This window comes from Sphingobium sp. BS19 (assembly GCF_027925545.1).
In the GTDB taxonomy this organism is placed as follows: Bacteria; Pseudomonadota; Alphaproteobacteria; order Sphingomonadales; family Sphingomonadaceae; genus Sphingobium.
This window is the reverse complement of sequence record NZ_BSEF01000002.1, coordinates 53722-77719: the sequence shown is the minus strand read 5'-3', so window position 1 is coordinate 77719 and position 23998 is coordinate 53722. Positions and strand designations below refer to the sequence as shown.

The following is a 23998-nucleotide window of genomic DNA, read 5'->3' as shown; positions in this document are numbered from 1 at the left end:
ATAGGCACTGATGCTGTCGCTATCCCCCATTGCCATGGTTCTGATCGGTGTAACGGTGGCGCTGTGGCTGGCGGGCGGCGTGTGGGCGGTACATACCGGCCTTAAGATGCGTCGCGAAGGCGCCCATGCCCGCGCGCAGGCGGACCGTCTCGGTAGTCTGCTGCAGTCGGCCCCTGCGCTTCCCGTGATGATCCGGCCCGATGGACGCATCGAAACGCCCGAGCGGCTTGCCAATTGGCTGGGGCGGGAGCGTGTGCCTGCCTTCGCTTCCGAACTGACGGCGGCAGACGGCGGGTTGCGGCCGGAAGACGGCGCGCAACTGGCCACAGACATCGCCTCGGCTCAGCGCGCCGGCAAAAGCTTCTCTCGTCCCGTTCGCGCCGTCGGATCGGCCCGCTCGCTCCTTGTGCGCGGTGCACCTGCTGGCCCGAGCATGGGCGCACCCGGCAGCGTCATCCTCTGGATATTCGACGCGACCGATGCCCAGGCAGAGATCCATGGACTTCAGGCGGATCGCGATCAATTGCGCGCGGCGCTCGAATCCCTATCCGGACTGATCGAGGCAGCGCCACTGCCCATGTGGCACCGCACCCCGGACTTGCGCCTCGCACTCGTCAACAGCGCGTATGTCGCGGCGGTAGACGCCGAATCGGCGCAGCAGGTCATCCGTGAAGGCATCGAGCTGGTCGAGGCATTGGACGGCAAAAGCCCGATGGCAGCCGCAGCGCAGGCCGCCGAAAGCGCAGAGCCGCTGGCCCGCCTCGTGCCGGCGACCATCGATGGCGCGCGTCGGGTTATGCGCGTTGTGGACGTTCCGCTTGGAGACGCGGGTATCGCTGGCTTCGCCATCGATATGCATGAGCTTGAGCAGGCGCGCGCTGAACATCGGCGATTTGAAACAGCCCAGCACGACTTGCTCGATCGCCTGTCCGCGGGCGTCGCCCAGTTCGGTGCAGATCGATCGCTGCAATTCTGGAACCAGCCTTTCAGCAGTCTTTTTGGTCTCAAGCCCGAGCATCTGGCGGACACACCGGAATTCGAGCGGGTACTGGACCGGATGCGCGAAATGGGCCGCATCCCCGAACATCGCGACTTTCCCGCGTGGCGCGCCGAGCGCCGCGACTGGTTTTTGTCCGCCGATGCGCAGGAGGAAAACTGGCTGCTCGCCGATGGCACGCATTTGCGCGTTTTCGCGCAACCCTTGCCCGACGGCGGCTTGCTGCTGATTTTCGAGGATCGCACCGAACAGGTTCAGCTTTCCAGCGCCCGCGATACGCTCCTGCGCGTCCGCACGGCGACCTTCGACAATCTGTTCGAAGCAATCGGTGTATTCGCCTCGGACGGACGCTTGCACCTCTGGAACAGCCGCTTCCGCCAGATATGGGGTGTCGAGGAGAGCCTCCTCGGCTCCCATCCACGCATCGACGAACTGATGCAAAAGGTGGCGAAGAACCTTTCGAAGCCGCAGCAGGCCAGCCTCGTTCGTGAACTGGTCCGTGCTGCCACTGTAGAACGCAAGCAGCGTGGCGGGCGCGTCGCCTTCGCCGATGGGCGCGTATTCGATTTCGCTGCCATACCGCTGCCCGATGGCAACGCGCTTTTCACGATGCTCGATGTCACGGACAGCCGCCGCATGGAACAGGTCCTGCGCGACCGGAATGAATCGCTCATCGAAACCGACAAGCTGAAGACCGCATTCCTTTCGAACATGAGCTACGAACTAAGGACGCCGCTCACATCGATCTCTGGCTTTGCCGAGATGATGCAGGCAGGGTTCGCAGGTGTGTTGCCCACAGCCGCCGCAGAATATGTCGACGCCATCATGCAGAGCACCGGGCGCCTCGCAGTATTGATCGACAATGTACTGGATCTTACCCAGGGAGAGGCTGGCGCGCTGCCGCTGGAAAGCCGTTCTGTCGATTTGGCGGCGGTTGCTCGGGAAAGTGCGAAGCGCGTGGCGGATGCTGCCAAAGAAAAGGGGCTCGATTTCGTGATCGATATCAAGCCGTCTTTGGGCCGCATTCAGGGCGATGCGCGTCGCTTGGGGCAAGCGCTGGATCGTGTCCTAGACAATGCCGTACGCTATTGCCCGGCGGGCAGCAGGGTGCTGGTGTATGGCGATGGCCAGCTTCGTACTGCGCGCCTCATCGTTTCGGATAATGGTCCGGGCATGGACGCCACAGCGCAATCGCGCGTGTTCGATCGCTTCAGTCGTGCCGATCAGGCAAAGCGCGGCGAAACGCTCGGTCTCGGCTTGCCGCTCGCCCGACAATTAGTCGATGCGCATGGTGGCACGCTGACTTTGGTGTCCGAGCCGGGGCAGGGGACGCTTATCACCATCGATCTCCCTCGCGAAAGCGCGCCGAGTGCCTGACATGATTGTCGTGGATGATATCGCCATGCGCGTCCTTGGCGCACGCCTTGCCACCGTCGTTCGCCCGGGCGATGTTATTGCGCTGAAGGGCGGGCTCGGCGCGGGTAAAACCACCTTGGCGCGCGGACTGCTCTCCGCCCTTGGGTTGGAGGAGGACGCGCCTAGCCCAAGCTTCGCTCTCGTTCAGCCATATGACGTGCCGCTGGTGCGACTACCCGTTGCCCATGTCGATCTCTATCGCCTTGAAGACGATGCAGATGTGCAGGAACTGGGGTTGGACGATTACCTGACTGATAGCCTCCTTATGATCGAATGGCCTGAGCGACTGGGCGCGCGCCTGTGGGATCACAGTCTCGTTTTGTCGATCGAAGTAACGCCGGATGGTAGCCGCCGCTTGACAGCATTGGTCCCGGACGCTTGGAGAGACCGATGGCCTCCCCAATGACTCCGCCCGCAGCTGCGCCCGCCTTCCTCGCAAGAGCAGGTTGGGGCGATGCGCAGATCTTACCGCTTGCTGGAGACGCCTCGTTTCGGCGCTATTTCCGCATCCACGATACCTCGCGGCAAGCTGTGCTGATGGATGCGCCGCCGCCTCATGAAGATCCTCGCCCGTTTTTGCTGATGGCCGATCATCTCATCGCGCAAGGCTTTGCCGCACCTACAGTTTTTGCGCGCGATCTGGACCACGGCCTCGTCCTGCTGGAAGATTTTGGCGATCTGCGCGTCCGTGAATATCTCGATGCGTCCCCGCATGAGGAACACAGCGTCTATACACGTGCCGTCTCTTTGCTGGCCGACCTGCACAAGCTCCCTCCCGCCGCCGTGCCGCCCTATGATCGGTCAGTCTATCATCGCGAAGCTGCGCTGTTGACCGAATGGTTTTGCCCGGCGGTCGGCCTGACCGTGGATGAAGCAGGATACACGAAGGCTTGGGACGCCATTTTGCCGATCGTCGAGAACGACGATGCACCGAAAGTCACTGTCTTGCGGGACTATCATGCCGAGAATATCATGCTCATCCCCGGTCATGAACAATCGCGCGGGCTTGGCCTGCTGGATTTTCAGGACGCGCTGATCGGTCATCCGGCCTATGATCTTGTGTCCCTGCTACAGGACGCACGTCGCGAAGTGTCTCCCGAAATCGAAACAGCCATGATCGCGCATTACAAGGCGATTGCCGCCCCCCGTGGCGATTTCAACGCCGCCTACGCCGTCCTGGGCGCGCAACGCAATGCCAAGATCATCGGCATATTCACACGGCTCTGGCAGCGCGACGGCAAACCGCGCTATCTAGATTTCCTGCCGCGCATGTGGACATTGTTGGAGCGCGACTTATCGCACCGTGCGTTGGAGCCGGTGGCTGATTGGTTCGCCGCCAACATCCCGGCTGACAAACGCCATCAGGCGCTTGCAGGCAAATGAGCGCCCATATCCGCACAGCCATGCTTATGGCCGCCGGTCTGGGCAAGCGTATGCGTCCGCTGACCGCCACGCGCCCCAAGCCTCTGGTAAAGGTGGCCGGTAAGGCATTGATGGATCACGCTCTTGATCGGTTGGAGGCAGGCGGCATCGAAAAGGTCGTCGTCAACGTCCACTATCTCGCCAGTACGGTCGAGGCGCACCTCAAGACGCGCAAGGGTTCAATGGAGCTCGTGGTCTCGGATGAGCGCACTAGGCTTCTCGAAACCGGCGGCGGCCTGATGCACGCCAAAGCACTGTTGGGTGACGCGCCCTTTCTGTGCGCCAACAGCGACAATCTCTGGATCGACGGACCGCGCAACAGCGTCGCTCTTCTGGCGGACCATTGGGATGACGCCAGAATGGACGCGCTCCTCCTGATGGTGCCCCACGCCCGCGCCAATTGCCACACTGGTCCCGGCGACTTTCACATGGACACCACCGGTCGCCTGTCGCGCCGCAAACCCGGCCATATAGCGCCGTTCGTCTTTACCGGTGTTCAGATCATGTCGCCACGCCTCCTGATCGACCCGCCCGGCGACGTCTTCTCCACGAACGTCTTCTGGAACCGGGCAATAGGATCAGGGCGGCTCTATGGCGTCTCCCATCAGGGGCTATGGTTCGATGTCGGCACACCGCAGGCCATCCCGGTAGTGGAAAACGTGCTCGCTCATGGGTGAGCGCACCCGGCCAGCCGTCTACACCATTCCCGCCCACCGGGCATTTTCCGATGCGCTGGCCGCAGGCGTTCTGGCGCAGCATGGCGGCGATCCGATGGGGCTGGCCCGCGGCATCATTCTGGTCCCGACCAACCGCGCGGCCCGTTCCATTTCAGAGGCTTTCGTGCGCCGCGCCGAAGGTGGATTGCTGCTTCCTCGCCTAGCCCCCATCGGCGACCCGGAACTGGACGAAACGCTTGGCAGTGCGCTCGATCCGATGGGGGCAGGGGCTGACATTCCGCCGGCCATTCCCCCTATGGAACGGCAGATGGTGCTGGCGCGCCTTGTCCAGCATGCACGCGCGCGCAGCGGTCAGCCAGTCGATGCAGCCGAAGCCATAAGACTGGCGCAGGCCTTGGCGAGTACGCTGGACCAACTGCTGATTGAGCAAGTCGATCCCCGCCGCATTCGCGATCTGGAATTGACTCAGGAGCTGTCATCGCATTGGCAGAAGTCGCTCGAACTCTTTGAGATTATTCTAAATATATGGCCGCAGGTGCTGGCCGATCGTGCTATGATCGACATGGCGGATCGTCGCAACCGCCTGCTGGACCATGTCACCCGCCGTTGGGCAGAGGCGGCACCACCCGGTTTCGTCATCGCCGCTGGTATCTCCACGACCGCCCCCGCCGTTGCGGCCCTGCTGAAGCAGGTGGCCCGAATGGAGCGCGGACAGGTCGTTCTCGCCGACCTCGATCAGAATATGAATGCGGAGGAATGGGACGCCATCGGTCCATTCCCGCCCGATCCGGTAACGGGGCGCAGCCGCCGTCCGCACGAAACGCATCCGCAATATGCTCTGAAACGCTTGCTCGATCAGATGGGCGTGGCACGCGAAGAGGTCGCTCTCTGGCGATGGGGCGGGGGTCACGACGCCCGCGCCATCCGCAGCCGCAATATCTCGCACGCCATGCTGGTGCCGCAGCTTACGGCCAAATGGCGCGATCTGGAAACGGCGGAGCGCTCTCTGGCAGGCGTAGAGGCGCTCGAAGTCGCGACCCCTGCCGAAGAGGCGCAGGCCATTGCCATCGCCCTGCGCGAAGCGCTGGAAACGCCTGAACGGACCGCTGCCTTGGTCACGCCCGACCGCGCTCTGGCTACCCGTGTCGCTGCGCACCTGCGCCGCTGGGGGATCGATGCGGACGATTCTGCTGGGCAACCGCTTTCGCGCCTTTTGCCCGGCACATTGCTCATCGCACTGGCCGAAGCGGCAGCGGAGCGGTTCGCGCCCGTGGCGTTGCTCAACTTGCTCAAGCATCCGATCGTCATGCGCGGGGAAACGCGCTTGGGATGGCTGGAGCATGTGAGGCGCTTTGATCTGCTGCTGCGCGGCCCACGGCCTGCTGCGGGACTATCGGGCGTCGATGCGCTATTGCTTCCCCGGGAGGATGACCGCCAATCCCACCTTCGCGCACAGGTCGCAACCTGGTGGCCCCACGCCCGCGCTTTGCTTGACCCTTTGGAAAGCGCTTTCGCTGCGGGCGGCGACCTTGCCACGCTCCTCGCTGCCCTGCGCACGACTGCCGGCATAATGAGCAACGACGCCGTCTGGGCTGGGCATCAGGGCCATGCCGCTGCAGCCTTTTTCGCCGACATGGAAACAGCCGCCCCGGAAGGGCCGCTCGACGCTTCGCCGCAGTCCATTCCGGCCTTGCTCGAAAGGATGCTGGGACAGGTGGCTATCCGCCCTCCACAGGGCGGCCATCCGCGCATCGCGATTCTCGGATTGGTTGAGGCGCAGTTACAACAGACCGACCTCATGATTTTGGCGGGGCTGAATGAAGGAACATGGCCCGCATTGCCTGCGCCGGACCCCTGGCTCGCACCACGCATCCGACAGGAACTGGGCCTTCCCGGTCTGGAACGCCGGATCGGCCTGTCGGCGCATGACTTCGCGAGTGCGCTTGGCGCGCCGCGCGTCCTCATTACCCGTGCCCGCCGCGATGCCAGTGCGCCTGCCGTCGCATCGCGTTTCTGGTTGCGCCTGAAGGCAATGGCCGGGGCGAACTGGAAAGAGGCGGATCGTTATGTCGCTATGGCCCGTTCACTCGACCACGCGGCCACCCATGAACCGGCGGACCGCCCTGCGCCTTGCCCTCCCGTCGATATTCGTCCCCGAACCATCGCCGTTACCGATGTCGACAGGCTGAAGGCCGATCCCTACGCATTTTATGCGCGCAAAATATTGCGCCTTTCGGTGCTCGATCCTGTTGATGCAGACCCCAGCGCCGCATGGCGCGGCACCGAAGTGCACCGCATTCTGCAGCATTGGGCCGAACAGGATAACCGCGACCCCGCGAAGTTGGCAAAGCAGGCGACGGACATGCTCGCCCGCGCCGATGCCCATCCCCTGATGCGCGCACTCTGGCAACCCCGCCTTCTCGCAGCTATTCATTGGATTGCCGCGCAAGTTGCTGAAGATATGGCCGAAGGTCGAAATATAGGCTTGGTCGAGGCCGCCGGAAAGGCGGTTATCGCGGGTATTACCCTCAACGGCACTGCCGATCGCATAGACCGTCTGCCCAACGGTCAATGGGCCGTTATCGACTACAAGACTGGCAAACCCCCTCGCGCCAAACAAGTGCAGGCAGGTTTCGCAATGCAGCTTGGGCTTTTGGGATTGATACTCGAACATGGCGGCTTTGCGGACCGGAATGTGACCGGCATATCCGGATCTTTTGAATATTGGTCACTCGGCAAAAAGGGTGACAGCTTCGGCTATAGGGACAGCCCCACCGATGCGGCAGGAAAGCGCGGAAAGATCGTAACCGCCGATTTTACGACACAAGCGCTTGATCAGTTTCAGGAAGCCGCTGCCAGCTGGCTGACTGGCGCGGAACCCTTCGTCGCAAAACTCCGCCCAGAAATTCCCACATATGCCGATTACGACCAGTTGATGCGCCTTGAAGAGTGGTACGGACGTAATGACTAAGCCCGCGACCGCACTTCAGGCTCTACACGGGGCGCAAGCCATCGCGGCCACGCCGGATAGCCACGTCTGGCTTTCCGCTTCGGCAGGAACCGGCAAAACACATGTGCTTACGGCTCGTGTTTACCGATTGCTGTTAAGTGGCGTCAGGCCCGAAAACATCCTGTGCCTGACGTTTACGAAAGCGGGCGCCGCCGAAATGGCAGAACGCATTCACAATCGGTTGGCTGCGTGGGTGCAGATGGACGGGCCCGCGCTTGCAGCCGATTTGCGTGCGCTTGGCGAAGATTACACGCCGGAAGCACAGGACCACGCGCGTCGGCTTTTCGCCGAAGTTCTGGAAGCAACTGGCGGCGGATTGCGTATTCAAACCATTCACGCTTTCTGTCAGCAGTTGCTGTCCGCTTTCCCTGTCGAAGCGGGATTGATCCCTGGCTTCCGTCCGCTGGAAGCCCGCGAACAGGCGCAACTGGCGCGGCAGGCACTAGCTGAAATGGTGCTCGATGCCGAAGCGACCGGTAGAGGGGCGCTGATGGGCGCGCTCCAGACACTTAGCCTACGTCTGGGTGAAGGGGCCGCCGAAGCCTATCTAATGCGCTGTGCGCGCAGATATGACGTCATGACGTCATTGCCGACAGACATCCGAACATGGCTGTTTCAATCGCTCGATCTGCCGCCCGGCGATGTCGAAGCCGCCATTGCAGCGGAATGCACAGATGATGCCTTCGACATGCACGGCCTTGCGCGGATCGCTGCCGCCAATGCCGCTTGGGGCACAGCCACGGGCTTAGCCGATGCGGACAAGGTAGCCGCCTGGCGTGTTGCGGATGCGGCGGGTCGTGCCGCAGGCCTCGATACGCTACTCAGCATCTTCTGCACCAAGCAGGGAGAGCCCCGCAAATATTCTCCAAAGCTGATTGCAGCAGAAGGCGACTACGCAGGGATTGCCATCCGCTTGGGCCAAAAATGCCTCGATCTGCTCGCCCTTCGCGAACGCGCCCTTTATGCGGACCTGCTGGCACAGGCGCTCAGCGCAGGACACGCTTTTGCTAATGCCTATGCCGTTGCAAAGCAGCAAGCGGGCGCGGTCGATTTCGACGACCTCATCGCCCGCGCACAATCTCTGCTCAGCGAACCGGGCATGGGCGACTGGGTCCGCTACAAGCTCGACCAGCAGACCGATCACATTCTAGTCGACGAAGCGCAGGACACAAATGTCCAGCAATGGCAGATAGTTGAATCGCTTGCTGGAGAATTTTTCGCAGGAGAAGGTGCTAAGGGTGACAAGGTCCGGACGATCTTCACCGTCGGCGATTTCAAGCAAGCTATCTTCGGTTTTCAGGGGACCAGTCCACTGGCATTCGAATATGCCCGTCGCCGTTTCGCGGCCTATGCAGCGTCGGCAAACCACAGCTTTCACGACCTTTCATTGGACCGTAGTTTCCGCTCGACCCCAGCCGTTCTAGAAGCGGTCGATGCCACCATCGCTGCTCTCGATCCCGGCGCGCTCGGCTTCGCGTCGGACAGCGTGCACCATGTCAGCGCCAATCGATTTCCGGGTGAAGTCATACTGTTACGACCCGTAGCTGCCGGGCTACAGGAGGATGACGAAGGCGAGCCAGAGGGCGAGGAAGACTGGCTTTCGGATCAGGACCGAAAACTAGCCGAGAACATAGCCAAGCAGATCCGTGATTGGATCGCAGCGCCCACGATGCTCGAAAGCAAGGGGCGCCCCATGACGGCAGGCGACGTCATGATCCTCGTGCGCAAACGCGGCGATCTGGCCCGCCTAATCGTGGCGCGATTATATGAGGCCGGGGTGCCGGTTGCGGGGATCGACCGCCTGCGCCTCAATGCCCCGCTGGCCGTGCGCGATCTCCTTGCTGCTCTGCGCTTTGCGGTGCAGCCGGAAGACGACCTCAACCTCGCCAACCTACTTGTCTCCCCCCTGATCGGATGGACGCAGGAGCAATTGTTGGATCGTGCGCACGCTCGACGTGTCGGCTTATGGTCGCATCTGCGCGCAACTGTCCCCGAACCGATCATCCAGCCCCTGCGCGATCTGCTGGCGCAGGCGGACTTCACGACGCCCTATCGCTACCTTGAGCAAATCCTGTCCGGGCCGATGCAAGGACGTCGCGCGCTCATCCGCCGCCTTGGCGTCGAGGCGCGCGATCCTATCGAGGAATTGCTCAACGCTGCCCTCGCGTTCGAACAGGACGGCCAGCCCACGCTTCAGCGTTTCGTCGACTGGTTTGACCGGGGCGATGTTGAGATTGTGCGAGATGCCGCCGCGCAAGGCGACGCCGTTCGCCTGCTGACCGTCCATGGTGCCAAGGGGCTGCAGGCACCCGTTGTGATCCTGGCGGACGCGGCACATGATCCGGACGCGGGCAACCGGACGGATGGGCTGGATTGGGAACTGGCCGAAGGAAAGCTGCCTCTGTTGGCGCCTCGTAAAGCGGAACGCTTCGGCCCAATTGCGGAGGCGTTCGAAGCGACTGCAGCAGCCGACAGGCAGGAACACTGGCGACTTCTATATGTCGCTCTGACCCGCGCGGAAGAAAAACTCGTTATCGCCGGGTCGCTGTCCGCACGGGCCAAAGGCATTGTGCCCGAAGCAAGCTGGCATGCCGCTGTCGAGCGCGGGTTGATCGCTTTAAGCACTGAATGGGAAGCCGATCCGCTATGGAACGCCCGTCGGATCTGGCGAGGCAAAGACGATTTGCCCGCTGCCAAGCCCAGTAAACGGGATGCCACCGTAACCGAAGCCGCGGCAGAGCCGGTGTGGCTTCGCCAGCCTGCACCAGTCGAAGCGCGCCCGCCGCGTCCGCTGGCCCCATCGGCGCCGGTTGAGGACGATACACCTTATCCCCCGCCATCGCCCGCCCAGCGTCAGGCTGCGGAGCGGGGTAAGATGCTCCATGCCCTGTTGGAACGACTACCCGATTTGCCTGCCGAACAACGCCGGGAATCTGCGGATCGCTGGCTGAAAAACATTTTCCGCGTGTCGACTTATTCTGACCGATGCGCCATAATCGATCATGCGATGTCCGTCATAGACGCACCGGACTTCGCTGACGTGTTCTCGTCCGATGCACTGGCCGAAGCGCCTATTGCTGCTGTTGTGGGTGACATCGTCATCAGCGGAACCGTGGATCGTCTTCTGGTCCGTCCGGACGTCGTTCAGTTGGTGGACTTCAAGACAGGGAACAGGGTGCCGCAGGACGATGCTGACATACCGACCCCACATTTGCGCCAGATGGCCGCCTATGTCGCTGCGCTGTCCGTTATCTTCCCGGGCCGCCGGATCGAGGCCGGCTTGCTGTACACCGCCGGCCCGCGCTTGATCGTTCTGCCCGGTGATATGCTCGCTGCGTACAAGCCCGGCTTCCAACCGCCACAGGACAAATTGCTGTGAATAGCCGTTGAGAGCAGCATCCAGACCCCCTAAATAGCTTTTCAACATCAAAGGAGATTTCGCATGGCCACCAAGGCAGTAACCGACGCCAGCTTTCAGTCCGACGTGATTGAGGCCGGTAAACCCGTTCTCGTCGATTTCTGGGCCGAATGGTGCGGTCCGTGCAAGATGATCGGTCCCGCTCTGGAAGAAATCTCCGAGGAATTGGCCGACAAGGTGGATATCGTAAAGATCAACATCGACGAAAACCCGGACGCACCCACAAAATACGGTGTGCGCGGCATCCCCACCATGATCCTGTTCAAAGGCGGGCAGATCGCAGCGACGAAGGTTGGCGCGGCACCCAAGAGCCAGCTCAAAGGCTGGATCGAAGGCGAACTATAAGCGCTCCAGCGCATAGCAAAATAGTGGTGCACCCGACGGGATTCGAACCCATGGCCCCCAGATTAGGAATCTGATGCTCTATCCTGCTGAGCTACGGGTGCGCCACGCAAACCCATAACTTTCGATGCTTTTACGTCAAGGTTTCATCGCGATCGGACCGATGATTACCGTCCGATAGCTGCATTTAGCATAATATTTGCGCCGCCTTGTCCCACATCCGGTGAGAAGACGCGCCCAACAATCCGCGCTTGTTATCGCCAATGATGTAGGGCGTGCCGTCCCGTCGTGCGAGTTTGGCACCGGATTCATTCAGCAGCAACGCTCCGGCGGCATGGTCCCACGGGTGCGAACGTTCGAAGAGGGACACGTCGTTGGTGCCCAGCACCAGTCGGGGATATTGTTCCGCTGCACGACGAGGGATATCGACCAGCGTCAGCTTTCCTTCCGCTTTCACCGCGATTTCCGCGCGTTGTTCGACGGTCAGGAAATACACTGCAAGGGCGGCAATGGGTTTGTCCGCTCCGGTTTCCTTCGCTGCGATCCGTTCCTCATCGATATAGGCACCGCCGCCCAACGCCGCATGGCACATCCGCCCAGTGAGGGGATCTAATATCCAGCCCGCTTGGATGACGCCATTGTCCACCAAACCGACCATGATCCCGAAAGGAGCGCGACCGGCCGCGAAATTACCGGTGCCGTCGATGGGGTCAATAATCCACTGCAGGCCGTTGCCGACATTGTCCATCACGGTGGGATCGGCAGCTACGGCTTCCTCACCAACGACACCCGCCTCAGGCAATATCTTCGACAGCCCCTCCTGCAGACGTATCTCGCTTTCCTTGTCGGCAATCGTCACATAATCGTCCGCAGCCTTTTCCTCGATCTCCTCGGCAGCAAGGTTCTGGTAGCGCGGCAGCACGACTTCGGCGGCCACGGTTTCCATCAGCGTCGCAACCTGGCGGTAAAGTGCGTGCATGGGCGTTAACTCCGATAGTCGGCGTTGATGGTTATATATCCGTGGGTCAGGTCGCACGTCCAAACCGTAGCGCGGCCTTCACCAAGGCCAAGGTCGACGCCGATATCGATCTCGTTCCCTTTGAGATGCGCGGCCACCGGCGCTTCGTTATAGCCATCCACCGCGAGGCCGTCCTTGGCAACTTGCACACCGCCAAAGCGGATAGAGAGCTTGTCCCGCTCGGCGGGTTCGCCTGCTTTGCCGACGGCCATCACGATCCGTCCCCAATTGGCGTCCTCGCCCGCGATAGCCGTCTTGACGAGCGGCGAATTGGCGATGGAAAGTGCCACTTTATGCGCGCTCGCGTCGCTACTCGCCCCTTCGACGGTGACGGAGATGAACTTCGAAGCACCTTCGCCATCGCGCACGACCAGATGTGCCAGTTGCCGACACAGATCGGACAAGGCAGCTGCAAAGGCGTCGCTCCCTGCATCTTCGAAACTGGCCAACGGCACATTACCCGCAGCGCCCGTCGCGAACGCCAAAACGGTGTCGGACGTGGATGTGTCGCTATCGACCGTGATGCACGAAAAGCTGGTGCGATTGGCGGCACTAAGCATCGCTTGCAAGAAAGACGCTTCCACGGCTGCGTCAGTGAAAATATAGCCCAGCATCGTCGCCATGTCTGGCGCGATCATACCTGATCCCTTGATAATCCCGACCAGATTGACGGTACGGTCACCGACTACAGCTTGAGTCACCGCTGCCTTGGCGAAGGTGTCGGTGGTCATGATCGTCGAAGCGGCATCTTCCCAACTACAGGGTGCAGCCGCGAAAGCCGCATCCAGCCCTGCCTCGGCCTTATCCACTGGCAAGGGCACGCCGATGACGCCAGTCGATGAAACGAACACGTCGCTTGGCAGGCAATCCATATGATTGGCCACGCGCGCCGCTATCGCTTCGACGGCTGCCCTTCCGCGATTGCCGGTAAAAGCGTTACTGTTCCCCGCATTTACTACGACAGCGCGCGCATTGCCCAACGGTATCGCATCACGGCACCATTCGACTTCCGGCGACGGACAGAGGCTTTGCGTCGTCACGCCAGCAACGGCTGTACCCGTCGCCAACTCGACATAGGTGAGATCGCAACGATCCCACGTCTTGTAGTGCGCCCGTGCCACACGGAGCGTCACGCCACCAATATCAGGCAAGTCGGGAAAAGCGGCCGGAGCGAGGGGGGAGCGGTTTGTCATGCCGTGCGAATAGCGCAATTGCGCGGCGGATCAATGACTCTCCGCATCAGATGTCCTGTGCTATGCGCCCGTAAAGTTCGGGTCTGCGATCGCGAAAGAAGCCCATGCCTGCCCGGTGCGTACGCGCTGCCGTCAGATCGACAGTCGCGACCAGCGCCCCACTTTCGTGAGCGCCGACCTCTGCGAGAAAGTCGCCCCACTCATCGCTAATGAAGCTGTGGCCGTAAAAGCGCTGCTCTGTGCCGTCGTCTTCGCTTTCGCTTCCGATACGGTTGGCGGCGATGACGGGCATGCAATTGCTGACAGCGTGGCCTTGCATCGCCCGCCGCCACATCCGACTGGTGTCAAGGTCGGCATCATAAGGCTCCGATCCGATGGCCGTAGGATAGAACAGCATCTCAGCACCCATCAGCGCCATCACGCGCGCGCATTCGGGATACCATTGGTCCCAGCATATCCCGACGCCGACGGTGCCGTATTTCGTATCCCAAACTTTGAAACCCGTATTGCCGGGGCGGAAATAATATTTCTCCTCATATCCCGGTCCATCGGGGATATGGCTTTTTCGGTATACACCCATGATCGCGCCGGCATCGTCGATCATTGCAAGGCTGTTGTAATATTGCTGCCCATCTCGCTCGAAAAAGCTGGTGGGGATGTAGACTTCCAGCTCTTGCGCAAGTCGCTGCATCGCAAGGACCGCGGGATGGCTTTCCAGCGGTTGCGCGCGGGCAAACAGCGCCTCATCCTCGACCCGGCAGAAATATGGACCTTCGAACAACTCCGGGGGCAATATGATCTTGGCGCCACGCGCCGCAGCCTTGCGCACGTGCGTTTCAACCAGCGCAATATTCTCGTCGATATCGTCGGTGAAGGCGAGTTGCAGGGCGGCAACGGTAACTTTGGTCATACAGGCTCCGGAAGGTCAGGCGCTCGGCATTTGCTGGCTGGTGCAATGGAAACTGCCGCCGCCCGCCAATATGGCATCGCTACGCAATCCGACAATCTCCCGGCCCGGAAAAAACGGACGCAGCGCATCGAGGGCGGCCTGATCGTTCGGACGACCGTAAATCGGCACGACGACAGCGGCATTGCCGATGTAGAAATTCATGTAACTCGCTGGGATCGCTTCGCCATCCACCAGTACGAGGCCGGGCGAGGGCATCGACGCCACCTCAACCCCATGCGCTTTGGCCCGCGCACGCGCGTCAGCGTAAATCGCCGCGTTGGGATCGTCGGCATCGGTGGCTTCGGGGAGCGCCAGCACACCGGGTGCCACAAACCGCGCCAGATTATCGACATGGCCGTCGGTATGATCGTTGAGCAGTCCGTCGCCCAGCCAGAGCATATCGGACAGGCCCAGGCTTCCCGCCAGCAGCGTCTCGATCTTGCCCTTGTCCAGCGCGGGATTGCGATTGGGGTTCAACAAGCATTGCTCGGTCGTCACGAACAATCCTGTCCCGTCGGTATCCACGGCACCGCCTTCGAATATCCACGGTGCGGTAGTCAGCGATAGGTTGATCTGTGCGGCCAAACGGGCGCCAACGTCCTCGTCGCCCGCCATCACATATTTTCCGCCCCAGCCATTGAAACCGAAATCGACCAGCGCGCGCGCACTGCCGTTGGTAACGCAGATTGGACCCGTGTCCCGCAGCCAAACGTCACCATGCTTTTCGACCTGCACGACTACGCCAACTCCAACCAATGCGCGCGCAATGGCCGCATTCGCGTCGTCCGCCGCGACCAGCCGCACCTCTTCGCCCTTACCCCCCGCATGAACAGCATCGGCAAATGCCGCTATCTGCCGTTGCGCATCAGGCAATGTAGCGGGCCATTCTTCTTCGTTGCCTGGAAAACCTATCCATACCCAATCATGCAGAGCCCATTCGGCGGGCATGTAATAGGTCATCGGTTAACTCCGGTCGGGATATGAGACTGCCCGCCCTCTACAGGATCACCTCAGTTCAGACAGCCCCAAATTTTGGCAATTCGTTGTCGGCCTGCATCATCAATGCAGGTTGCAATATTGGGCCGCGCTCGCAAGATAGGACAACATATGCTCGGGGGAGAAAAATAGGTGCTTCGTTTCGTTACAGGCTGCACGTCGGCTTTATTCATTTCGGCGTCGGCCGCTGCTGCGCCCGATTCTCTCGCGGTGGCGTTCGGTGCACGGGAAGGGATCATTTCAGCCAGCATATCGCCGGATGGAAGCAAGATATCGTTGATCGCCGCCGGATCCGGAAGGACCAGCAAGTTATTTATCCTTGATGCCAAGGAAGGCACCGAGCCTAAAGCAGTTCTGACGACAACCGGTGCACCGGAATCCATGGGCAGTTGCGATTGGGTGTCGAACGATCGGCTGGCATGTCAGGTGTACGGCACAACCCACTATGAAGGCGAAATTTACAATTTCAGTAACGTAGTTGGCGTTGATGCATCAGGCGGACATGTAAAACTCCTTAGCCAGAAGCGGAGCTCGAATTCGTTATGGGCGGATTTCCGTGGTGGCGGCATAGTTGACCTGCTGCCGGAAGAGAACGGCGCCATCTTGATGGCCCGCTCTTACGTTCCGGAGGCCAAAATCGGAAGTCTGGTCGAAAAAAAGCTCGAAGGACTGGGCATAGATCGCGTCGATACGCGAACGGGACAAATAAGCCGTGTGGAAATGCCAAAAACTATGGCCACTAGCTACATTAGTGATGGGTTGGGCAACATACGCATCATGGGCGTTCAAGAAAATGTAGCGGAATACTCCGCAAAAGGTACAACAAAGTACTTCTTTCGCTTGAAGGGTAGTCGGGATTGGCTTGATCTTGGCACCTACGATTGGTCCAAGAAAACCGGCTTTTTGCCTGTGGCGGTGGACCCGGCAAAGGACGTTGCATATGGCTTTGAGAAAATCGATGGGCGTTTTGCCATCGTTAGTGCGTCTTTAGGGAGTACCGAAAAAAAGGAGGTTATCTTTGCCCATCCAAAGGTTGACGTCGATGACCTGATCCGGATTGGTCGCCGTAAACGGACTGTAGGCGTAAGCTATGTGCTTGAACATCGCGAAGCTCTGTACTTCGACAAGGGTATAGCTTCGGCAGTGTCGGCGTTGGGCAAAGCGCTTGGTGGGAGAGCTGTCAATGTGGCGGATACCAGCCTGGACGAAAATCGGATGCTTGTTTGGGCGGGTAGCGATCTCGATCCGGGTAACTATTATCTCTTCGACCGAGCAGCCAAAAAACTATCTCCGGTCATGCCCAATCGCCCCTTGTTGGCGAACGTTACGCTGTCTCCGATGAAGGCCGTAACCGTCAAGGTCGCAGACGGAACCGACATGCTGGCCTATCTTACGCTACCGGCCGGGAAAGACCCGAAGGGACTGCCTGCGATTGTAATGCCGCATGGCGGCCCTGAATCGCGCGATGAGTGGGGATTTGATTGGCTGGCGCAATATTTCGCAGCACGCGGTTTTGCGGTTATCCAGCCACAGTTTCGCGGATCGGCGGGATTCGGCGATCAGTGGCTGATGAACAATGGCTTCAGGTCGTGGCGCACGTCGGTCGGCGATGTAACGGATGCGGGGCGCTGGCTGATACAAAACGGCATTGCAGATCCGAATAAGCTTACGATCGCGGGCTGGTCCTATGGCGGATACGCAGCCCTGCAAGCAGGCGTGCTCGCACCCGATCTGTTCAAGGCCATTGTCGCCATCGCACCCGTTACGGACATCAGTGATATGCTTCGCCGCAGTCGCTGGTCGACAACATATGCACTACAAAGAGACTTTCTGGGCACTGGCTCCCAGGCTGATGCTGCATCACCGGCGCAAAACGCAAAATCGATACGCGCACCCGTTTTGATGTTTCACGGTACTGAAGACGTAAACGTCGACATAAGCCAGTCGCGGATCATGCAAAGCAAACTGGAAGGCGCGGGTAAGAAGAGTCGACTGGTGGTATACCAAGGTCTGGAACATAGCCTTGTCGACAGCGATGTACGTGCCGATCTCCTTCAGCAGGCAGGCGACTTCCTGTTAGCTGCCGGACAATAACGGTAACGAAAAAGGGCGGCTCCTGCAGGAACCGCCCTTTCGCATTTCCAGGATCGCGAAACGATCAGCGCGAATAGAATTCCACGACCAGGTTCGGTTCCATCTTCACCGGATAAGGCACTTCATCCAGCGTCGGAATGCGTGTGTACGTAACCTTGGCGCTGCCATCGGGTGCGATATAGTCAGGAATGTCACGCTCGGCGAGGCCTTGCGCTTCCATGACCAGCGCCATGTCCTGCGCCTTCTTGCCCAGAGTCACTTCGTCGCCGGGCTTCACCAGACGCGATGCCACGTTGCATTTCACGCCGTTCACATAAATGTGACCGTGCGAAACGATCTGACGTGCCGAGAAGATCGTGGGCGCGAACTTGGCGCGATAGACGACAGCGTCAAGGCGACGCTCCAGCAGGCCGATCATGTTCTGGCCGGTGTCGCCCTTCATACGGGCCGCTTCGGTGTAGTTCTTCTTGAATTGCTTTTCGGTCACGTCGCCATAATAGCCCTTGAGCTTCTGCTTGGCGCGGAGCTGAATGCCGTAGTCGGAGACTTTGCCCTTACGGCGCTGACCGTGCTGGCCGGGGCCATATTCACGCTTGTTCACCGGGGACTTGGGACGACCCCAGATGTTTTCGCCCATACGGCGGTCGAGTTTGTGCTTGGCGCTTTGACGCTTCGACATATGTATTCCTTAACAATTGCTACAACGTTGGCCGCCTGAAAGGCAGCGTCGATCCCGGTACTCGCTCCGATACGGCAAATGCGTAGCAGGGCCGCTGCTTCACCGGGGTGCAGGGCCAATTGCGAAGGCGCGCGTATGAAGGGGCAGGGGGGTGATGTCAACCCTCGACAGCGTCGCTCCCCTTGCTTAGGGAAGCGGCATGACGGAACCGCTCTTCCCCGCCGATTGCCATACGATGACCGAGGTTCGCGCTGGCGTGGACGCGCTCGACCGGCGTCTTGTCGCGCTGTTCGCCGAACGCTTTGCCTATATGCGCGCTGCTGCCCGGATCAAATCGGAACGCGGGCATGTTCGGGACGAGGCGCGCAAAGCGGACGTGATTACCAATGCTATTGCAGAGGCTGAGAATTTGAGCATCCCTGCAGAAGCGATTGGCGAAATCTGGGAAACGCTTGTGGAAGCCTCGATTGCCTATGAAATGGTCGAGTTCGATCGGCTGAGGAAATAGACTTTAAGACATTCCTCTGGGCCGCGATTTCGTCAATGCCGACAAAACGCCGCGCAATGTCCGCACTTCTTGACTGTTCCAGCCTGGCTTCGTCAGCACGCTGCGCAAAGCGCGCTTGGTCGCTGGCGTCCGATCAGGGGGAAAGAAATAACCCGACACCTCCAGCATCGTTTCCAGTTGCCCGATCATCCCGTCCAGTTCCTCCTGCGGCGCCGGTTCACCCAGATCATTGAGCGTTGGAGAGACAAGGTCGACTTGCTTCGACCATTCATAAGCGCACAGGATGACTGCCTGAGCCAGATTGAGCGAACCGAATTCCGGATTGATCGGCACCGTTAATATTGTGCGCGCGACAGCCACGTCGTCCGTTTCCAGACCCGACCGCTCCGGCCCGAACACGAACGCGCTCCGCCCTGTTGCGGCATGAATCTCCCGCGCGGCTTCTTCCGGTGTCACGACCGGCTTGGTGACGCCGCGCTTGCGCACCGTGGTTGCATAGACATGCTGACAATCCGCGACGGCCTCCGATAGCGTCTCGAACACCTGAGCGCGTTCCAGCACGATGTCGGCCCCCGATGCGGCAGGCCCAGCGTCAGGATTGGGCCACCCGTCGCGTGGAGAAACGAGTCGCAATTCAGTGAGCCCGAAATTGAGCATCGCCCGAGCGGCCTTACCGATGTTTTCGCCAAGTTGCGGGCGGACGAGGACGATTATGGGGTGGTTATTCTCGACAGGAGCGAACCGAACGGGATTAGGCGTGAGCAACCCTTTCTCTCCCGTTCGGTTCAAGCCAGCGTCAAGCGAAGTCGGGACGCGGGGTCGGGAATGGGCTGCCGAATAAACGGCAGTCCAATCCCCACGGATTAGCGCCTCTTTTTTCTTTCGTGACCAGTCCTTGACCTGACGCTCTCGCTCCAGTGCATCGATCCGTTCGGCAAAGGTTTCGCTGAACACCAGTTCGACCGGACGACGGTCGTGGGTGTAGCCGGGGAATGTGCCCGACTCATGCTGCGCCACGCGACGCTCAAGATCGTCTGTGTGGCCGGTATAATAAGTGCCGTCCGAGCAACGTAAAATGTAAATCCAGAAGCTCATTTCGTGGACGGTTCTCGACAAGCTCGAATCGAATGGGGGACAAGGCATGGGAATGACATCGGTCGCCGCCCCTCACTCACCCCCGACTTCCTTTACCGTGCTTGCGAAATCCTCAAAATCCCGCGCTTCGCCGAAGTCCTTATAAACACTGGCAAACCGAATATAGGCGACACTGTCGAGGACTTTTAGCCCCTCCATCACCATCTCACCGATGATCTTGGCTTCGACTTCCGTCTCGCCGCTGGTTTCGAGTTGGCGCTGAATGCCCGACACGAGCTTTTCCATCCGTCCCGCATCGATAGGCCGCTTGCGGCATGCGATGCCGATGGATCGTGCCAGCTTGTCACGCTCGAATGGCTCGCGCCGCCCCTCGCTTTTCAGCACCCAGACCTCGCGCAATTGAATACGCTCGAAAGTCGTGAAGCGCGCGCCGCACGCTTCACACTGCCGCCGCCGCCGGATCGCACCGTTGTCCTCGGTGGGGCGGCTGTCCTTTACCTGGCTATCGTCATGACCGCAAAAGGGGCAACGCAAGTCTCAGCCCTCGTAGATCGGGAAGCGTGCGCACAAGGCCGACACGCGCTTGCGCACATCGGCTTCCACTGCCGGATCGCCCGCTTCTCCATTGTTGCGCAGTGCGGCGAGCACATCAGCGATCATATCGCCAATGGCTTCAAACTCCGCGATGCCGAAGCCGCGCGTCGTGCCGGCTGGTGAGCCGACGCGGATGCCGCTCGTCTTGGTCGGGGGCAGGGGATCGCCAGGCACGCCGTTCTTGTTGCAGGTGATGTGGCTGCGCTCCAACGCTTCATCCGCATCCTTCCCGCTGATGCCATAAGGACGCAGGTCGATCAGCGCCAGGTGCGTATCGGTGCCGCCCGAAATCACGTCGAGCCCACGAGCCTTTAGTCGTGCTGCCAGCGCCTTGGCATTCGCCACAACGGCTGCAGAATACGCCTTGAACTCCGGCGTCAGCGCTTCGCCGAATGCGACTGCCTTCGCCGCAATCACATGCATGAGCGGCCCACCCTGCAAGCCAGGGAACACGGCCGAATTGATCTTCTTCGCGATGGCTTCGTCGTCGGTCATGATCATGCCGCCACGCGGGCCGCGCAATGTTTTGTGCGTGGTGGTCGTCACTACATGGGCATGCCCGAACGGCGTGGGATGCACGCCCCCCGCCACCAATCCAGCGAAATGGGCCATGTCGACCATGAAGATCGCGCACACCTTGTCGGCAATCGCGCGGAACCGTGCGAAGTCGATTTCGCGCGGATAAGCTGACCCGCCAGCGATGATGAGTGTCGGCTTATTCTCGATCGCCATGGCTTCGACGGCATCGTAATCGATCAGGTGTGTCGTCTCATCGACGCCATATTGCACAGCTTTATACCATTTGCCGGAAAGCGCTGGCTTCGCGCCATGGGTCAGGTGACCGCCGGCATCGAGCGACAGACCCATGATCGTGTCACCCGGCTTGGTCAGCGCCAGCATTACCGCGCCGTTCGCCTGCGCGCCCGAATGCGGCTGCACGTTGACGAAACCGCAACCGAACAGTTGCTTGGCCCGGTCGATGGCGAGCTGCTCGACGGCATCTGAAGGCGCACAACCCTGATAGTACCGCTTACCTGGATAACCCTCGGCATATTTGTTCGTAAAGACCGAACCCTGCGCTTCCAGAACGGCGCGCGACACAATGTTCTCCGATGCGATCAGTTCGATCTGGCCCTGCTCGCGTTTCAGTTCATCGGCGATGGCGGCTGCGATGGCGGGATCGGTTTGCGCGACCGTGCGCGTGAAGAAGCCTTCTGCTCGGATGGCATCGACGTCGTCGATCGAGGCGTCGGGAGCGGAAGCAAGGGTTGCAGTGCTGCTCATGCGAAAAATTCCTTTCAGAGCGCCAGAGATTAGGAAGCCGGGGAAGAAAGCTTAGCCACGCGATCGGCGTGGCGTCCGCCACCGAAGTCAGTAGAGAGAAATGCTTCAACGCAGGCCTTGGCCATATCGGGGCCGGTCAGTCGCGCACCCATGGCCAACACATTGGCGTCGTTATGCTCGCGTGACAGTGCCGCCGACAATGGCTCGGACACCAGCGCCGCGCGGCAGGCAGGGTTGCGATTGACGGCAATCGAAATGCCGATGCCCGATCCGCACAAAGCAATGCCCCGCTCGGCACTACCACTGGCAATGGCAGCGGCCAGCTTGTAGCCATAATCGGGATAATCCACGCGGTCGGCCGTCATCGGGCCAAGGTCATCGACCTTGTACCCGCTCTCCCGCAGCCAGTCGGCAAGCAATGCTTTTAACTCAACGGCGGCATGATCGGACGCGATGATGATACGCATGGGATGGGCGATCCTACGGCGGCTATGATTCGGATGCCGTCTCTCTAGTGCCGATCACGGCATTTGGCCATGTTACGATTTTGGGACTGCCATTTTGGATGGCTGAGACAGATCTGTTTGCAGGCGGCACATCCGTCTTGCCTGATTGTTTCAGGCGTTAAACCTGACCATGCGATGAACTCCCGGTTCGGTTCATCCCATTTGCAGGACATCATAACTATTTGAACAGTATGCATTTTTTACCTGATTTCGGATCGATAATCGGGCAAGGGCGTTCTTTCCGCGAATGAATTGAAAGAAATGTGATTATTTAATGGTCGATCAAAGTTTGAGCAGAAGCAGTGTCATTCTGGAGCTTGAGCGTTGCATGGTTCCCGCGTCCTTGGCTGAGAATTCGTTGCAGGATGATATTCGCTCGCTCACTTTCTATAGTGTCGCTCGCTTACCCCAAGAAACTTTGGAGCAAATGAGCATGCTTCCGCAGCAGTGCCATAACAATGTTCATACCTATACGAAGGCTGACCCTACGGGCGAATCCAAAGTGGTGCCCGGCTGGTGGAAGCGAGGCGATGTATTTGTTCTTCACTCAGTCGTTCTATCGCGGGATTTGCTGCACTGTGTAACACCTCATGCAGACGGCGAACCGATATTGTTCGCCCCCGACCCCGCGATTGCTTGGGCTGATACCGATCAGGTGCTGCGTGATGGCCAGTCTTTCCCGACAATCGTCCGCAATGAGCCTGAAGCCGTCATTGCAAAAGCCAAAAAGGCCAGGGACGCCTTGCTTGCGGGGGCGGATCTTGGTTCTGTGGCCTTCCCGTTTTAGAAAGGCGGCGGTGAAGCGTCGCCCGGTTCAATGTAAAGGCCTTGGCCGGTGATCGATAACTGGCTCTCTTTCCCTATCAGCCGTGCTTAGGTATGGCGGGTCTATGTTATTTATAACTCAGTCTTACGTGCGTCATTTCCACGTCAAATATAGCGTTCCCGTATGAGCGGGACGATCCTGTCGCTACTTATGCTCGCGGGGTTGGCGTTACTTGGCGGTGGAACATATCTGCTCTTCAAGAAGCGTGACCGGAAGCAAGCATTGTTGATGCTTGCCGCCGGTGTCGTGATGCTGGGCAATGTAGCGATATGGGCGGTGCCGATGTGATGCCTCCCCTGGTGGGGAGGCATGACGTTCACCGGATGGGTGAGTCTGGCGAAAGGCGCATATCGAGATAATTGTCGACCGATTTCATCAACTGGTCGAGTTCATGTTCGAAAAAGTGGTTTGCGCCACGAATTTCGTCATGGTGGATCGTAATGCCCTTCTGGGTGCGTAGCTTGTCTACCAGCTTCTGAACGGCGCTGGCCGTGACAACTTCATCATTGGTCCCCTGCACAATGATGCCCGATGAGGGGCAAGGCGCCAGAAAGCTGAAATCATACATATTGGCAGGCGGAGCCACCGAGATGAAGCCGCGAATTTCTGGGCGACGCATCAGCAACTGCATGGAAATCCAAGCGCCGAAGGAGAAACCGGCAATCCAGGTGGTCTGCGCTTCGGGATGAAAGCTTTGTACCCAATCGAGCGCCGACGCGGCATCGGACAGTTCGCCGATCCCGTTGTCGAACGTGCCCTGGCTGCGGCCAACGCCGCGGAAGTTGAAGCGAAGCACCGCAAAGCCACGCTTCACGAATGTCTTATACAGCGCCTGCGTAATGCGGTCGTTCATCGTGCCGCCGCCCTGCGGATGTGGGTGCAGGATCATCGCCACGGGCGCACGGGGGCGGGGCGGCGGGCTGAAGCGCCCTTCGAGACGACCTTCGGGGCCAGTGAAAATCACGTCAGGCATG

At 60.0% G+C, this 23998-nt stretch carries 21 protein-coding genes and 1 tRNA gene; 11 read left to right on the top strand and 11 right to left on the bottom strand.

The features are described 5' to 3' along the window. Nucleotides 1-10: 10 nt before the first annotated feature. The 7 genes from QMG56_RS02800 (at nt 11) to trxA (ending at nt 11285) form a co-directional block, all read left to right on the top strand. On the top strand, nt 11-2374 hold the full coding sequence (locus QMG56_RS02800) for a PAS domain-containing sensor histidine kinase (RefSeq protein WP_230188155.1): 2364 nt from the start codon (nt 11-13) through the stop codon (nt 2372-2374). 1 nt (nt 2375) lies between these two features. Next, nucleotides 2376-2819 (top strand): tRNA (adenosine(37)-N6)-threonylcarbamoyltransferase complex ATPase subunit type 1 TsaE, encoded by a 444-nt coding sequence (gene tsaE / locus QMG56_RS02795; protein WP_281821221.1) that lies wholly within the window; start codon nt 2376-2378, stop codon nt 2817-2819. Continuing rightward, complete coding sequence (locus QMG56_RS02790) at nt 2816-3796, top strand: aminoglycoside phosphotransferase family protein (protein ID WP_281821054.1); 981 nt, start codon at nt 2816-2818, stop codon at nt 3794-3796. The genes tsaE and QMG56_RS02790 overlap by 4 nt, the downstream gene beginning before the upstream one ends. Then, nucleotides 3793-4512 carry a nucleotidyltransferase family protein gene (locus tag QMG56_RS02785; RefSeq protein ID WP_281821053.1) on the top strand — a complete coding sequence of 240 codons (720 nt, stop codon included), beginning with the start codon at nt 3793-3795 and terminating at the stop codon, nt 4510-4512. The genes QMG56_RS02790 and QMG56_RS02785 overlap by 4 nt, the downstream gene beginning before the upstream one ends. Beyond that, nucleotides 4505-7483, top strand: coding sequence for a double-strand break repair protein AddB (gene addB / locus QMG56_RS02780; protein ID WP_281821052.1), 2979 nt, complete (start codon nt 4505-4507; stop codon nt 7481-7483). Before QMG56_RS02785 ends, addB begins: the two co-directional genes overlap by 8 nt. Continuing rightward, entirely contained in the window at nt 7476-10901 is a 3426-nt protein-coding gene (addA, locus tag QMG56_RS02775; protein WP_281821051.1) for a double-strand break repair helicase AddA, read from the top strand. The genes addB and addA overlap by 8 nt, the downstream gene beginning before the upstream one ends. 63 nt (nt 10902-10964) lie before the next feature. Then, nucleotides 10965-11285: a thioredoxin gene (trxA, locus tag QMG56_RS02770; protein WP_281821050.1), complete on the top strand. Its 321-nt coding sequence runs from the start codon at nt 10965-10967 to the stop codon at nt 11283-11285. 24 nt (nt 11286-11309) lie between these two features. Here the strand turns inward: trxA and QMG56_RS02765 are convergent. The 5 genes from QMG56_RS02765 to QMG56_RS02745 form a co-directional block, all read right to left on the bottom strand. After that, nucleotides 11310-11386: transfer RNA gene (locus QMG56_RS02765), tRNA-Arg, on the bottom strand. Nucleotides 11387-11469: 83 nt separating this feature from the next. Beyond that, complete coding sequence (locus QMG56_RS02760) at nt 11470-12261, bottom strand: inositol monophosphatase family protein (protein WP_281821049.1); 792 nt, start codon at nt 12259-12261, stop codon at nt 11470-11472. Nucleotides 12262-12266: 5 nt separating this feature from the next. Continuing rightward, nucleotides 12267-13493 (bottom strand): bifunctional glutamate N-acetyltransferase/amino-acid acetyltransferase ArgJ, encoded by a 1227-nt coding sequence (gene argJ / locus QMG56_RS02755; RefSeq protein ID WP_230188162.1) that lies wholly within the window; start codon nt 13491-13493, stop codon nt 12267-12269. 46 nt (nt 13494-13539) lie between these two features. Next, nucleotides 13540-14403, bottom strand: coding sequence for an N-carbamoylputrescine amidase (aguB, locus tag QMG56_RS02750; protein WP_281821048.1), 864 nt, complete (start codon nt 14401-14403; stop codon nt 13540-13542). Between the two features lie 15 nt (nt 14404-14418). Further along, nucleotides 14419-15402 (bottom strand): agmatine deiminase family protein, encoded by a 984-nt coding sequence (locus tag QMG56_RS02745; protein ID WP_281821047.1) that lies wholly within the window; start codon nt 15400-15402, stop codon nt 14419-14421. A 168-nt stretch (nt 15403-15570) separates the two neighbouring features. Between QMG56_RS02745 and QMG56_RS02740 the strand changes: the two genes are divergently transcribed. Next, a complete protein-coding gene (locus QMG56_RS02740; RefSeq protein ID WP_281821046.1) occupies nt 15571-17532 on the top strand; it encodes a S9 family peptidase in 1962 nt (653 codons plus the stop codon). Nucleotides 17533-17596: 64 nt separating this feature from the next. Here the strand turns inward: QMG56_RS02740 and rpsD are convergent, their stop codons facing one another. Beyond that, nucleotides 17597-18211 carry a 30S ribosomal protein S4 gene (rpsD, locus tag QMG56_RS02735; RefSeq protein ID WP_230188166.1) on the bottom strand — a complete coding sequence of 205 codons (615 nt, stop codon included), beginning with the start codon at nt 18209-18211 and terminating at the stop codon, nt 17597-17599. A gap of 199 nt (nt 18212-18410) precedes the next feature. On the opposite strand from rpsD, the gene QMG56_RS02730 reads away from it, so the two are divergent. Beyond that, nucleotides 18411-18719: a chorismate mutase gene (locus QMG56_RS02730; RefSeq protein WP_281821045.1), complete on the top strand. Its 309-nt coding sequence runs from the start codon at nt 18411-18413 to the stop codon at nt 18717-18719. Between the two features lie 3 nt (nt 18720-18722). On the opposite strand, the gene QMG56_RS02725 is transcribed toward QMG56_RS02730, so the two are convergent. The 4 genes from QMG56_RS02725 to rpiB all read right to left on the bottom strand — a co-directional run bounded on the left by QMG56_RS02725 (nt 18723) and on the right by rpiB (nt 22159). Further along, nucleotides 18723-19814, bottom strand: coding sequence for a TrmJ/YjtD family RNA methyltransferase (locus QMG56_RS02725; protein ID WP_281821044.1), 1092 nt, complete (start codon nt 19812-19814; stop codon nt 18723-18725). A gap of 72 nt (nt 19815-19886) precedes the next feature. Beyond that, nucleotides 19887-20348, bottom strand: a complete 462-nt coding sequence (gene nrdR / locus QMG56_RS02720; RefSeq protein ID WP_281821043.1) for a transcriptional regulator NrdR — start codon at nt 20346-20348, stop codon at nt 19887-19889. A 3-nt stretch (nt 20349-20351) separates the two neighbouring features. After that, nucleotides 20352-21692 carry a serine hydroxymethyltransferase gene (gene glyA, locus QMG56_RS02715; RefSeq protein ID WP_281821042.1) on the bottom strand — a complete coding sequence of 447 codons (1341 nt, stop codon included), beginning with the start codon at nt 21690-21692 and terminating at the stop codon, nt 20352-20354. A 29-nt stretch (nt 21693-21721) separates the two neighbouring features. Next, nucleotides 21722-22159, bottom strand: a complete 438-nt coding sequence (gene rpiB / locus QMG56_RS02710; RefSeq protein WP_281821041.1) for a ribose 5-phosphate isomerase B — start codon at nt 22157-22159, stop codon at nt 21722-21724. Nucleotides 22160-22472: 313 nt separating this feature from the next. Here rpiB and QMG56_RS02705 point away from each other — a divergent pair, with 313 nt between their 5' ends. Continuing rightward, the gene (locus tag QMG56_RS02705; RefSeq protein ID WP_281821040.1) at nt 22473-22985 is read left to right on the top strand and encodes a hypothetical protein; all 513 of its coding nucleotides are present in this window, start codon (nt 22473-22475) and stop codon (nt 22983-22985) included. Nucleotides 22986-23147: 162 nt separating this feature from the next. After that, nucleotides 23148-23312 (top strand): LPXTG cell wall anchor domain-containing protein, encoded by a 165-nt coding sequence (locus QMG56_RS02700; RefSeq protein ID WP_230188173.1) that lies wholly within the window; start codon nt 23148-23150, stop codon nt 23310-23312. Between the two features lie 28 nt (nt 23313-23340). Here the strand turns inward: QMG56_RS02700 and QMG56_RS02695 are convergent, their stop codons facing one another. Continuing rightward, complete coding sequence (locus QMG56_RS02695) at nt 23341-23997, bottom strand: alpha/beta hydrolase (protein ID WP_230188174.1); 657 nt, start codon at nt 23995-23997, stop codon at nt 23341-23343. Nucleotide 23998: the final 1 nt, after the last annotated feature.

Coding starts and splice junctions, on each gene's coding strand:
- rpiB (WP_281821041.1), bottom strand. CDS start 22,159: ATGCGTATCATCATCGCGTCCGATCATGCCGCCGTTGAGTTAAAAGCA.
- QMG56_RS02695 (WP_230188174.1), bottom strand. CDS start 23,997: ATGCCTGACGTGATTTTCACTGGCCCCGAAGGTCGTCTCGAAGGGCGC.
- argJ (WP_230188162.1), bottom strand. CDS start 13,493: ATGACAAACCGCTCCCCCCTCGCTCCGGCCGCTTTTCCCGACTTGCCT.
- tsaE (WP_281821221.1), top strand. CDS start 2,376: ATGATTGTCGTGGATGATATCGCCATGCGCGTCCTTGGCGCACGCCTT.
- QMG56_RS02725 (WP_281821044.1), bottom strand. CDS start 19,814: ATGAGCTTCTGGATTTACATTTTACGTTGCTCGGACGGCACTTATTAT.
- glyA (WP_281821042.1), bottom strand. CDS start 21,692: ATGAGCAGCACTGCAACCCTTGCTTCCGCTCCCGACGCCTCGATCGAC.
- QMG56_RS02800 (WP_230188155.1), top strand. CDS start 11: ATGCTGTCGCTATCCCCCATTGCCATGGTTCTGATCGGTGTAACGGTG.
- QMG56_RS02745 (WP_281821047.1), bottom strand. CDS start 15,402: ATGACCTATTACATGCCCGCCGAATGGGCTCTGCATGATTGGGTATGG.
- QMG56_RS02790 (WP_281821054.1), top strand. CDS start 2,816: ATGACTCCGCCCGCAGCTGCGCCCGCCTTCCTCGCAAGAGCAGGTTGG.
- QMG56_RS02785 (WP_281821053.1), top strand. CDS start 3,793: ATGAGCGCCCATATCCGCACAGCCATGCTTATGGCCGCCGGTCTGGGC.
- trxA (WP_281821050.1), top strand. CDS start 10,965: ATGGCCACCAAGGCAGTAACCGACGCCAGCTTTCAGTCCGACGTGATT.
- QMG56_RS02730 (WP_281821045.1), top strand. CDS start 18,411: ATGACGGAACCGCTCTTCCCCGCCGATTGCCATACGATGACCGAGGTT.
- aguB (WP_281821048.1), bottom strand. CDS start 14,403: ATGACCAAAGTTACCGTTGCCGCCCTGCAACTCGCCTTCACCGACGAT.
- QMG56_RS02700 (WP_230188173.1), top strand. CDS start 23,148: ATGAGCGGGACGATCCTGTCGCTACTTATGCTCGCGGGGTTGGCGTTA.
- addA (WP_281821051.1), top strand. CDS start 7,476: ATGACTAAGCCCGCGACCGCACTTCAGGCTCTACACGGGGCGCAAGCC.
- addB (WP_281821052.1), top strand. CDS start 4,505: ATGGGTGAGCGCACCCGGCCAGCCGTCTACACCATTCCCGCCCACCGG.
- QMG56_RS02705 (WP_281821040.1), top strand. CDS start 22,473: ATGGTCGATCAAAGTTTGAGCAGAAGCAGTGTCATTCTGGAGCTTGAG.
- rpsD (WP_230188166.1), bottom strand. CDS start 18,211: ATGTCGAAGCGTCAAAGCGCCAAGCACAAACTCGACCGCCGTATGGGC.
- QMG56_RS02760 (WP_281821049.1), bottom strand. CDS start 12,261: ATGCACGCACTTTACCGCCAGGTTGCGACGCTGATGGAAACCGTGGCC.